This is a genomic window from Colwellia sp. PAMC 20917 (assembly GCF_001767295.1).
GTDB lineage: Bacteria > Pseudomonadota > Gammaproteobacteria > Enterobacterales > Alteromonadaceae > Colwellia_A.
In genome coordinates, this window is the sequence record NZ_CP014944.1 from 3958937 (window position 1) to 3969957 (window position 11021).

11 protein-coding genes and 1 pseudogene are annotated in these 11021 nt (G+C 37.3%); 7 read left to right on the top strand and 5 right to left on the bottom strand.

What is annotated here, in order from left to right; all coding sequences use genetic code 11:
• Positions 1-11 precede the first annotated feature (11 nt).
• The 6 genes from A3Q34_RS16945 (at position 12) to A3Q34_RS16970 (ending at position 4554) form a co-directional block, all read left to right on the top strand.
• Positions 12-749 carry a hypothetical protein gene (locus A3Q34_RS16945; RefSeq protein ID WP_070375287.1) on the top strand — a complete coding sequence of 246 codons (738 nt, stop codon included), beginning with the start codon at positions 12-14 and terminating at the stop codon, positions 747-749.
• A 168-nt stretch (positions 750-917) separates the two neighbouring features.
• Complete coding sequence (locus tag A3Q34_RS16950; protein ID WP_070376415.1) at positions 918-1622, top strand: outer membrane beta-barrel protein; 705 nt, start codon at positions 918-920, stop codon at positions 1620-1622.
• A gap of 203 nt (positions 1623-1825) precedes the next feature.
• Positions 1826-2518 (top strand): SOS response-associated peptidase family protein, encoded by a 693-nt coding sequence (locus A3Q34_RS16955; protein ID WP_070376416.1) that lies wholly within the window; start codon positions 1826-1828, stop codon positions 2516-2518.
• A 491-nt stretch (positions 2519-3009) separates the two neighbouring features.
• Positions 3010-3459, top strand: a complete 450-nt coding sequence (locus tag A3Q34_RS16960; RefSeq protein ID WP_331710926.1) for a methyltransferase — start codon at positions 3010-3012, stop codon at positions 3457-3459.
• A gap of 190 nt (positions 3460-3649) precedes the next feature.
• Complete coding sequence (locus tag A3Q34_RS16965; protein ID WP_070376418.1) at positions 3650-4099, top strand: hypothetical protein; 450 nt, start codon at positions 3650-3652, stop codon at positions 4097-4099.
• A gap of 209 nt (positions 4100-4308) precedes the next feature.
• Positions 4309-4554 carry a hypothetical protein gene (locus A3Q34_RS16970; RefSeq protein WP_070376419.1) on the top strand — a complete coding sequence of 82 codons (246 nt, stop codon included), beginning with the start codon at positions 4309-4311 and terminating at the stop codon, positions 4552-4554.
• 49 nt (positions 4555-4603) lie between these two features.
• Here A3Q34_RS16970 and A3Q34_RS16975 read toward each other — a convergent pair whose 3' ends face one another.
• The 3 genes from A3Q34_RS16975 to A3Q34_RS16985 are packed head-to-tail and all read right to left on the bottom strand — an operon-like array spanning position 4604 to position 7006.
• Positions 4604-5584 carry a biotin-dependent carboxyltransferase family protein gene (locus A3Q34_RS16975; RefSeq protein ID WP_070376420.1) on the bottom strand — a complete coding sequence of 327 codons (981 nt, stop codon included), beginning with the start codon at positions 5582-5584 and terminating at the stop codon, positions 4604-4606.
• Positions 5577-6281 carry a 5-oxoprolinase subunit PxpB gene (gene pxpB / locus A3Q34_RS16980; RefSeq protein WP_070376421.1) on the bottom strand — a complete coding sequence of 235 codons (705 nt, stop codon included), beginning with the start codon at positions 6279-6281 and terminating at the stop codon, positions 5577-5579. Before pxpB ends, A3Q34_RS16975 begins: the two co-directional genes overlap by 8 nt.
• The gene (locus A3Q34_RS16985; protein WP_070376422.1) at positions 6281-7006 is read right to left on the bottom strand and encodes a 5-oxoprolinase subunit PxpA; all 726 of its coding nucleotides are present in this window, start codon (positions 7004-7006) and stop codon (positions 6281-6283) included. The genes pxpB and A3Q34_RS16985 overlap by 1 nt, the downstream gene beginning before the upstream one ends.
• A gap of 732 nt (positions 7007-7738) precedes the next feature.
• On the opposite strand from A3Q34_RS16985, the gene A3Q34_RS16990 reads away from it, so the two are divergent.
• Positions 7739-8512, top strand: a complete 774-nt coding sequence (locus A3Q34_RS16990; protein WP_070376423.1) for a substrate-binding periplasmic protein — start codon at positions 7739-7741, stop codon at positions 8510-8512.
• A gap of 25 nt (positions 8513-8537) precedes the next feature.
• Here the strand turns inward: A3Q34_RS16990 and A3Q34_RS16995 are convergent, their stop codons facing one another.
• Both A3Q34_RS16995 and A3Q34_RS17000 read right to left on the bottom strand, forming a co-directional pair.
• Positions 8538-9566: a zinc-binding dehydrogenase gene (locus A3Q34_RS16995; protein ID WP_070376424.1), complete on the bottom strand. Its 1029-nt coding sequence runs from the start codon at positions 9564-9566 to the stop codon at positions 8538-8540.
• Between the two features lie 15 nt (positions 9567-9581).
• A pseudogene (locus tag A3Q34_RS17000) lies at positions 9582-11018 on the bottom strand (TolC family protein).
• Positions 11019-11021 lie beyond the last annotated feature (3 nt).

An 11021-nucleotide genomic window follows, 5' to 3' on the forward strand; every position in this document is an offset into this window, starting at 1 on the left:
AAGGATTAATCATGAATTGGCTTGCAGCATTCAGTCGATTATTTTCTATTTTAGATAAATCAGGAACAGAGGCATATCACAGTGGCCCTAGCTTTATAAAAGTTATTAAGCAGTTTGATCCTGGTCAACCTGACTATTCGTTGTATTTGGATGAAAGAAACAGAAAAGGATTAAGTAGCAGTCGCAAAGACTTTTACTGGGATATATTACAAGGATTGGATGAATCACTTCGCTATGATGTTTATAGAACATTCATTGAAATAGTTTTACCTTACTTCCCGAAAGAAACAGATGAACTAAAAAATTATTTGTTCAGCTCTGGTAATCCCGTTCCTCAGGTTAAGATCCCCAATAATAATTGGAACTCAGTAAAACTTAATGAAACAATTAACAAAATAGATAATGCTATAGACGTTTCTCAGTACAATCATGCAATGACTTTATCTTATACATGCTTGGAAGGTATGTATAAGGCTTATGTTATAAAAAACCTCCCCCAATGTACGAATGTCAGTGATTTAATGCCATTAGCTAAGTTAGTTCGTGGTGATATAGAGCAACAGCTCGCTAAAGCAGGACCGTATCCAGATATGGTGGTAAAGAGCATCTCTACGCTTACAAATGCAATAGCAAATTCGCGAAATGGGTTCAGTGATTCACACTTTGATCAGGATTCTTATAAATGGCTAGCAGGTTACACTCGTGATCTGGTTAATTCAATAGGAAGACTCATCTTACACTTTTTATAATTATCAGATAATAACTGAGATTAATATTATCAATTATGAGTTTTCACTCATAACATAATAAGATATAGGTCTAAAAACAAAGAGAATTTAATGAAAAACTGTAACAAATTTACATTTAACAATATCAACCACTTACAGAATGTTACACTGACTAGGTCTAGTTAATATATGAAAAAATCACTTATTAGCACGGTATTACTTTTAGCTTCATCGACTGTTTTTGCAGAAACTGAATATCCTACCAATCCAATATTAAGACCTTTAACATTAACTGATGGCACCATTGCCGTCAGTGGAGCCTTAGCGTGGGGACAAGAGAAGGATGAAAGACACGCAGCGCTAAATTTAAATCTGGGCTACGGTTTGACTGACAATTTAACGATTGGTTTAAATGGTATTAGTTACCGACTTTTAGCTCGCCCTGACAATGAAGCCGGCCTTGAGTTAGCGGTTGGATTAGGTTTAAGGGGCTTTCAAGAGTCAACCATTAATGGAGATTCTGTTGCTTATGGTACTGACTTAAAGGGTAAGTATGTCTTTGATAAAAACTTAGCGATGATTTTTTCTTTAGGTTATGTAAAGTGGGATGAAGAGAAGCTACAAAATAAAGATGAATACCGTTACTCTGTTGGTGTGCAAACTCACTTAGCGAAAGATTGGACGGCTAACATTAACTATACTTATCGAGATTTAAAAGACTTTCAGCAAAAGTCCGCTCATGAAGTTAGTCTTGGTGTTAATTATAATTACAGCAAACAGACCGACCTTGGGATGTTTGTTGGTTATTCAAACTTTGATGCGCAAGAAAATGGTTATCAATATGATAATAATTTTGATCGTGTGGCTGGTGTTTACGCTACCTATCGTTTTTAACTTAACTTAAGGGGTAACTACCCTTGTTAGTCATATAAAAGTGAGTTGAATAGGCTTCACTTTTATCATAAAAAACATCTTCTTTTTAATCATCAGTCGTCACTAAGTCATTTTTTCTCTTTAACGCCAACTTGTTATATTCGTTGGCAAGACACAGCTAATATTCGTTGCTACACTGGCCGATAATAAATAAGGATAGCATTATGTGTGGTCGGTTAAATACGACGTTTGATAGCGGTGTAAAAAAGCTATATACCCGCTTAAAAATAAATAAGGTTATCGATAGGCCGATTGATCGTCGCTTTGTTAAAGCTGCAGACACTGTTTCCATTGTGAGGAATGTGGGTCAACAACGCCGAGTAGAAAGTGCTATGTGGTGGTTATTATTAGATCAAACTGAAAATGACTTTAAACCCTCTCGGTTTACTTCATTTAATACCCGATTTGATAAGCTTAATACTCCCCAAAGTGCTGGTTATCAGGCATATCGGAGTGCTAGGTGTATTATTGCCGTTAAAGGCTTTGGTGAAACTGAATTTGTCGATAAAAAGCCGATTCACTACTTTGATATACAAGCAGAATCTGGCGGTTTAATATTGGGGGGCTTGTATAGAACATGGCAGCACAATAAAACGGGTGAAATAAAACTGAGTTGCTCGGTGATAACGCTGCCGGCACATGAAAAATTAAAACATATCCACAGCAAAGCCATGCCACTGATACTCCCGCAAAATTCATCACTCGTAGACAAGTGGTTAGATCCACAATGTGATGAACTTGATCAATTTGAACATCTGTTACAGCCGCGTTTACCTCAGTCTTTGATTGCCCATCAAATTGATAAACCCATGACTCATCGGCCAATTTCTTTGCCGCAAACCATTCCTTATGATTGATTATTTATAAGTAAAATTAACAGCCGACGCGCTTTTATTTGTTGAGAGCGCAAGGGCAGAGCATCGCTCTTTATTTACGATTGAAAGTCGATAATACGCTAAGTTATCTGAGATAATTGCTAGTAGGAGTAAATAGCGTACCGGAAACAGAAGGTTTTAGCGCAGAAGAACATTTAAAAGCTGGTGTTGTGTGTTTAATAATTTTTTTTATTGAGACTTAGTTGATGTAATATGCTGAAAAGCCTAAGCTATTCTTATCGAGAGTATCAATTTTTAAGAAGGGATAGAATGTCTTGTTAATTTTCATTAAAGGTAAAATGAAGTGTTTTCTTTTTCCGCTTATTGCGGTGTTAGATGTAAGCGAAATCATCAGCGTTCAACTATTTTAGGCTATTGTTAACATGGACTTTTTTTCTCTAATACTTCTTGTCATTGTTATTCTCATGGTCTTATCCATCGTTTGGAGTACGCTGAAAACGGGGATTTCCCCTATGATGAGTTCAAGCAAAGCGTGCAAAACCATGCTTGCTGAAATAGATGCGCATGAAAAAGGGCCTTTAATTGATCTAGGCTCTGGTTGGGGTACGCTGGTTATAGCTGTTGCCCAGAAATACCCCAATCAGCAAGTTATCGGCTACGAGTTATCTTGGTTTCCGTGGTTGGTTTCAAAAATTTTGAAACACAGTTTACGTTTAGATAACCTTACTCTCTTTCGTAAAGACTTTAAAAACGCTGATCTCAGTACTGCCTCGACCCTAGTTTGTTACCTTTTTCCTGAAGGCATGGTCGCTCTTCAAGAAAAATTAGTAGATGAAGTCTTTAATAAGGTTACTATTGTGAGTAACACCTTCGCCTTACCTTTATGTCAACCAACAAGAGTCATCAGGCTTAGAGATTTCTACCAAACACCTATTTACGTATATCATTGGCAACCAAAGTGAGCTTTGGCGTTATTAAGACGTAATGACGACATTCTATATTCTAAATTTCAGTACCTAGCTGACAAGCCACTCAATAATGAAAATTAACTGTTTGCTGTTTTCATTTTGTTCAACATCTTAGCAAGCTTATAATCTCTCCTTATTGGAGCGTAGTTAAATAGTATGGGTGTGTTTCACCCTGGGAGAATAAATGAAAAATGGATTTACGGGCGTTTTTGACATGGCATCAGTAGCAAAGATTTTAGTTCTTTGCATTCTAAGTATTGGCTCATATTTAATATATAAGCTCTACCTGTTGTCTAAGCAAATTAATAAACATACAGCGTTGAAAATATCTAAAACCTTTATTTTCATCACTATATTTTTATACATTATTTCGTTTGGCACCCTAATTCACGCACTAGCAAACTGGCAAGAACCGGGTATTTTAAATCTCACCTTAGGTTTTCATGTTATCTCATCTATTTTCGATATCATCTGGATAATTATGGTACGTAATCGTATTAATCTAATTGCAGGCGCTAATAAAGGAGACAAACTTTGGTTAAATCCCTTTATTACATCGTTGTTACATGTGGTTTATATGCAACATAAAATAAATCAAGGCTTGGCTAAAACGGCTACTGAGTATCAACGTTGAAGTGCGGCCAAATATGAAAGCCCAAATAGCGATACAAATCAAAATCAACTGTAGAACTAGACGAGTTAATATCTGCAGTTGAAGTACTAATAAACGTAGGCTTCTTCATTATTATTAGTGTGATATTGTTTTTATTAGCTATTATTCTAATTTTTATAGATATAATGAAACACAGTTATAATAAGTTTTTAAATTAATAAGGGCAGTTAATGGGTGTAGGTGTTAAAAAGTTAGCAGAAGATGATTGTTATTTTACCGGTAAACTCGTTTTATTCGGCGTTGCTATATTATGTGCTCTTTTTGGGCTTGGTCTAAGTCTATTGGTTAGTTTAGCTCTACTTGAGCCATCAACAGGGCAGTTGACTGATTTATTAAGTTCTGTCATTTTTCCTGTACTCGCTTCTGGTTATGTTTTGAATTATTATTATAAGGATGTCTTTACTCGCGCTAAGTAATACAACCATAGCTTCAAACGGAACCAATACCTTATTTGTGTGATTTATATTAATTACATACGCTAACTTGGGTTTGCTCAAATAAGCTTAAATCTTCGAGGATAAGCTCACGTGCCTTTTCCATCGTAATAGACGCAAAGCGTACTTTACCACCTTGAGATAACTGACCTAATTTGGCGGTATCAAGGGATATAACGGCACCGATTTTAGGATAGCCACCAATTGTTTGACGATCATTCATCAAGACAATTGGCTGGCCATCGCTAGGAATTTGCACGGCACCATGACAAATACCCTCTGATAATATGCCGTTAATATCAGAGACGATTTTTTGACCTTCTAAACGATACCCCATCCGATCAAAGCTTTTACTTACGCTATATTCACTTGAAAAAAACAATTTTTGCTGTTCTACACAAAAATGATGTTGCTGATAACTAGGAATAATACGCAGCAGTACTTCTTGGCTATATTTAGGTTGGTCTTCTATAGATAAACTAACTAATTGAGAACTTTTTGTTGTTAGACAAGGGAGTATATCGTTCGCGGCTAATTTTTTGCCCTTTAATCCCCCGATACCTTCACGGCAAACGGTTGCAGTGCTGCCAAAACTGGGTGTTATATTAAAACCACCAGCAACAGCCAAATAACTTCGCATACCAAGGTTAGTAAAACCTAGTTCGATTAAGTCACCGGCTTTCACTTGATAACTGCGCCATAACGTTTTTACTTGACCGTTAATGGTTAATGGCATGTCAGCGCCGGTTACGGCAATAACAGCATCTACTTGTGCAATGATGGCAAAACCACCAACACTGACTTCAACAGCACTAACATTAAGGGCATTATTACATAAGCGGTTTGCCCAGTGAAAAGCCAGCTTATCAATCGGACCACCGTTGGTTAAACCGACATTAAAAGCACCATAACGCCCCTCATCTTGAACAAGACTTAACATGCCTGGTCGTTTAACAATAAAACCTAAGTTTATTGCCGGTCTTCTTGAAGAAGCTTTACTTTGACTAATCATATGTTGCACCTAATACACCACCTAGTGCAAAAAATTCATCTTTGGAAATCGCTTTAAATTTAACCCTATCACCTACTTGAACGGGCATTGTTGGCGTTTTATTGGCGTTAAACATTTCAATAGGGCAAAGACCAATAATATTCCAACCACCAGGAGAAGTACTTGGATAAACAGCTGTTTGCCTGTCAGCAATACCAACAGCCCCTTTAGGCACTTTTATACGAGGAGTACTTAATCTAGGCATCGCAATACGCTGATCAACTTCGCCTAAATAAGCAAAACCTGGTGCAAAGCCAATCGCATAAACGTTATATTCTTGTTGCTGATGTAGGGTAATTATTTGCTCTATGGTTAAGTCTTTAGATTTAGCCATAGCCGCTAAATCGGGTCCTGACTCGCTTGCATAATAGACAGGTAACTCGATGAGTGCCCCTTGATTATTATTAATTATTGGTAAGTTTATTAATAGCTTTTGCAATTTGTTAGTGATCTGATGATGGTCTATATTGTATAAATTAAATACCACTAATATTGAAGTATAAGATGGTATTAGATCAATAATATCATTGCTCATCTCTTGCCTGATCAGCCATTGTGCTTGCTGTACTTTTGCGGCAACTTCATCATTAACGGGGTCGTCAAAATAAAGGATCAAGCTGTTTTCACCGGCAATTTCTATTTTAAATGTTGCTGACATTAACGAATAAGCTCCCTAATAATGGCTATTGCTTCTACGCCCTCGAGGTTGTCACCGTGCACACACAAGCTGTCTACTTCTAAAGGTAAGCGCTTACCATTAATAGTGATGACACTGCTTTGCTCTTTTAATAGTTTAACTTGTGCGATCATTTTTTCTCTATTATGCACCGCACCTGTTATGTTGCGTGATAACAAGCTGCCATCATCGTTGTAGCATCTGTCAGCAAAGGCTTCAGTGAGTATTTCTACGCTAAATTTTTCTGCTTGAGCGCGATGTTTTTTAATATTTGAGCTTGCTTGTATCATTAGCTTAAGTGGTTTGTGATATTGGGCTATGGCTGAAAGTATCGCCTCGCGCACTTCAATATTAGTCATCATGTCGTTATATAGTGCACCATGAGGTTTTACATAACTAAGCTCAATATCTAAAGACTGAGCTACGCCATCAATAGCCGCTACCTGATATAAAACTAACGCAATAATTTCTTCTGTGGAGCACTTCATTGAGCGACGACCAAAACCAACTAAATCAGGGTAACTAGGATGAGCGCCAACACTAACGTTGTGCTGCTTAGCTAATTGTAATGTTTTTTGCATGACCAAAGGATCGCCGGCATGAAAGCCACAAGCAATATTTGCCTGATCAATGTGCGGCATTACTTTTGCGTCTGAGCCCAAATTCCAAGAGCCAAAACTTTCGCCGAGATCGCAATTTAACTTCATTTCATTTCCTAAAATATTACCGTATATGCAGTGAATCATTATCATTACTTTAACGATGCTATTAAGTGACAAAGATTAGCCAGCATCTTACTAAATTTTAGCTGTATAAGGCTAATGGTATCTAAGTAAGAGAGGCTAGTTTACTTAAATGAAATGGCTGAGATAAATATAAAAACATATTAATGATTCTTTTGGGGCAATGTACAACAATAAAATCAATGCAACAAGATACTTTTCTGTTCAATAAATAATCATTTTAGTGTCCTTATTGATCTTACATTACTTATTTTCGTAAGTCATAAGATAAGATGTTATCTGTACATTTCCTTGAATGTGTTAATTTCATGATTTTAGACTTTACCGGCAGTTATGGTCTGTCGTCTTTTTAAGGCAAGTACTTGATTTTATGCTATGTTTTCAAATAAGTAGTTGCCACTGACATGATAAAATGACAGTGTGTATTGATTACAATCACGGGATGACTACTCAGTTGTATGACGAGCGACTTTACATTAGCAATACCTGTAAGGTATAAATTGGTCTTGTTACCTTTGACCCCAGTAACAAGTAACGGGTCGTTTCTTGTTACTGCTAAAGTTATAAATAAGCTAATCTTTAGTACGCTAAAAGCTGACTATTGTTATAATTATTAACATACCAATAGATCTATTTACATTCTTATAGGGTTTTAACTAATTTCACCGTTGAAATTAGCTAAAAAAATGGCGTTAAATGTCGTATAAATATCTATTATTGATTGTTTTTTCATGGTCATTACAAGTTGGGGCAAATGACACCATAAACATTGCTTCAGACGAATGGTGTCCTTACATTTGTAATGAAGATAATAAGCCAGGTATATTAATTGAAATCATCAATGAAATTGCTGAAGCTCAAGGCTATGATGTTAACTTTACCCTTATGCCGCTGGATCGTTCATTAAGGCTACTTCAACAATCAAAATTAGACATGGTCCTTGCTTTAACAAAAGAACACATTGAAGCTTTTGATTTAAGGCAAAGCCAAGAAGTTTATGGCGGCTTGTATAATGACTTTTATGTTAGTAACGAAACTCAATGGAAATTTTCTACTGTAGAAAACCTTAAAAACTTTATTGAACAAGGCAATATTCTTGGGCTCATCAATGGCTATGAATACGGAAGTGCAGTGAGTCGCCTAAAAGAAACCTCGGGTGAATTTATATTTTTAGCTTCGGGAGATAAGCCATTATCCAGTGCTTTAAAAATGCTCAGTAAGCAGCGAATAACTGTGCTGCTTGATTCTCGTTTTAATGTTGAATATGAAATTCAGGATAAAAAAATCACTAACTTACAATATGCCGGTACCCAAGGCATATTTGTTCCTCTTTATATCGGCTTTGCGCCTGACACTACCCTTAACTATATTAGTACCTTTGATAAAGGCTTAATAAAACTAAGAACAAAAGGACAATTGTCAAAAATATTACAGCGTTATGGTATCTCAGATTGGCACTCAAAAAAGTAGTCACCCAAGGGGCTAAATAAAATCCTCAGGAAAATATTTTCACCACTTGTTTACCGGTAAAACCTCCATCAACTTGAATGTGCAGGGCACGAGAAACCTGCTGTGCGTTAAATTCAATTAAAGTAATATCAGGCGTTTGAATACTGCCTTTTGCTAGTGCATCAAGTAATTGATTACTCTTAAAACTCATTTTTTGTTGTGCGCACAAGCTATTGGCTAACCACGCACCAGCGAGTGATACTATGCCGATATTGGGCGCTTTTCTAAACATGAGCTCTTGGTCAATGTTAGGCAAGGGACGCAAGCAAGCAATACGACCACAAAACCTCATCAGCTCAATATTACGCATTGTTGAGTCACCACCAACAGAGTCAAGTACGGCATCAAAACCTTGAGGTCCTAATGCTAGGCGAATTTTTTGACAAAGTTTTTTATCGTGGTAATCAAATATTGCATCAGCACCAAGTTTCTTTACTAATTTATGATTATGCTTAGCAGCTGTGGTAAACACATCCGCACCACGTTCCTTGGCAAATTGAATAGCAAATTGCCCAACAGCACCTGCACCAGCCTCAATTAAAATAGTATCACCTTGCACTACTTGTAATTTATCTAAAGCAATTAAAGCCGTCATGCCGGCACAAGGAAGTGTTGCCGCTTCACTTGCTTTAACATTTTCTGGCACAATAGAAACGGCAAAGTTAGGCACTTTAGCGTACTCACTTAGCACGCCTTGTTGACCAATATTGGCATGCCACATAACGCGGTCGCCAATATTAGGAAACAGACCTTTTTTAGCTTGAACGACAATGCCAACGGCATCTAAACCAAGAATATGAGGATATTGCCATTGAGAAAATCCACTTTTAGCGAAATAAGCATCAATAGGATTGAGGCCTACATATTCAACCTTAACTAACAGCTCGTGTTCATCGCACTCAGGTAACGGCAATTGCACGTCAGATAAACGGATTTTTTCGCTTGCCTTTTCAAGCACTATAGCTCGCATAGAAGTAGGTCGATCAATATTGGACAATATCTCAGTAGTTAGCATAAAAAAACTCAAACTTTACAAGGTGATTAAACCGTAACTCCACCGACCATTAAAAGCCTGATAGGCACTTACTTTGGCGAGAGATGAAGAAATGGTCGCGTTTACTGCATTTTCTTGGGCTATTAAAACATCCTGCCGCGCATCTAACAACTCTAAGTAAGGGATTTGCCCCTCTTGATACATAGCGTTAGCTTGCATAAAAGCCTGATGAGCAAATTGAAAACGTTTATCCGCAAAGCGTTTTTGTTCAAGGTGCTTTGTCAGCAATTGTAACGATAGTTCACTGTCATTAATAGCCGCTAAAACAACCTGCTGGTATTGGCTATAAGCCGCTTCACTTAAATATTGCTGCGCATCACGTTGCGCCAATAAAGCTGGATAGCTTAATAATGACCATTGAATTTGCGGCGCGACTTGCCATTGTTGCTGGCTATTATTTAATTGACTACTGCCAAGGCTTAGCACACCAACAAAGGCACTTAAACTAATGTCAGGTAACAAGGCTTTACTTGCTGCTACACTTAACGAATTAGCTTGGCTAAATTGATATAAGGCTTGGCTAATGTCGGGACGTAAAGCTATAGCTGAACTGGGTTGCGCTAAAGTGACCTCAAAGGGTAAGTCAAAGATCTTTTGTTCATTATTAAGCTTTATATCACCGCTTAAACGCCCAGTTAATAAGGCCAACGTAGATAAATCGTTATATAATGCATAACTTGTTTCAGGTAATAATGCTTGTTGTTGACTTAACTGTGCACGAGTGCGGTTTAAGTCAAGTTCATTAGCAATGCCTTCTTCAACCCTGGCGGAAAGAACTAAAATACTTTTTTTAAGCGCAGCAACTTGCAGACTAATAATTTCTTGCTTTTGCATATTGCCCTGATAACTAATATAACCTTTAACAACTGACGAAATCACTTCGATTTGCAAGGCGCGTAATTGTTCAGCTTGGCTCATCGCTGATGCATTGGCTGCATCAACTAACGCATTAATACGACCGAATTAATCGAGTTGCCAACTTAAGGCTAGATTAGCACTTGATTGACGACTTATATTATCAGCTATGCTAGTGCGTTGCGCACCCATTTCAAGGCCACCTTGTGGTAGAAAATCACTCTTTTCTACCTTGAGTTTAGCTAGAGCACTTTGTAACTGTAACTGACTTGTTTTTAAGTCATGGTTATTGGTAAGTGCATCTTTAATCAATTGATTCAGTTGTACTGAGTTGAGTTGTTGCCACCAATTTATCTCGTCTTGACCGGTCAATTGTGTGGCTATCTCAGTATCAGCAATAAAACTTTTCATTAATTGTTGATGCTGTTGCTCATCAATTTTGGTGGCACATCCCGATAATAAGCTGGCGATTAAAACGACACCGACAGTTAACTTGGTTTTTAGCGGTTTAGCGCTAAATTGTTTGGCTTTTAACCGACGGGTAAGTAACTTAATCATTGG

Excerpts from the sequence above, each read along its gene's own strand:
- A3Q34_RS16975 (WP_070376420.1), bottom strand. The coding sequence starts at position 5,584 with ATGATTAGTCAAAGTAAAGCTTCTTCAAGAAGACCGGCAATAAACTTA.
- A3Q34_RS16985 (WP_070376422.1), bottom strand. The coding sequence starts at position 7,006 with ATGAAGTTAAATTGCGATCTCGGCGAAAGTTTTGGCTCTTGGAATTTG.
- A3Q34_RS16990 (WP_070376423.1), top strand. The coding sequence starts at position 7,739 with ATGTCGTATAAATATCTATTATTGATTGTTTTTTCATGGTCATTACAA.
- A3Q34_RS16965 (WP_070376418.1), top strand. The coding sequence starts at position 3,650 with ATGAAAAATGGATTTACGGGCGTTTTTGACATGGCATCAGTAGCAAAG.
- A3Q34_RS16945 (WP_070375287.1), top strand. The coding sequence starts at position 12 with ATGAATTGGCTTGCAGCATTCAGTCGATTATTTTCTATTTTAGATAAA.
- A3Q34_RS16995 (WP_070376424.1), bottom strand. The coding sequence starts at position 9,566 with ATGCTAACTACTGAGATATTGTCCAATATTGATCGACCTACTTCTATG.
- A3Q34_RS16950 (WP_070376415.1), top strand. The coding sequence starts at position 918 with ATGAAAAAATCACTTATTAGCACGGTATTACTTTTAGCTTCATCGACT.
- A3Q34_RS16970 (WP_070376419.1), top strand. The coding sequence starts at position 4,309 with ATGGGTGTAGGTGTTAAAAAGTTAGCAGAAGATGATTGTTATTTTACC.
- A3Q34_RS16955 (WP_070376416.1), top strand. The coding sequence starts at position 1,826 with ATGTGTGGTCGGTTAAATACGACGTTTGATAGCGGTGTAAAAAAGCTA.
- A3Q34_RS16960 (WP_331710926.1), top strand. The coding sequence starts at position 3,010 with ATGATGAGTTCAAGCAAAGCGTGCAAAACCATGCTTGCTGAAATAGAT.
- pxpB (WP_070376421.1), bottom strand. The coding sequence starts at position 6,281 with ATGTCAGCAACATTTAAAATAGAAATTGCCGGTGAAAACAGCTTGATC.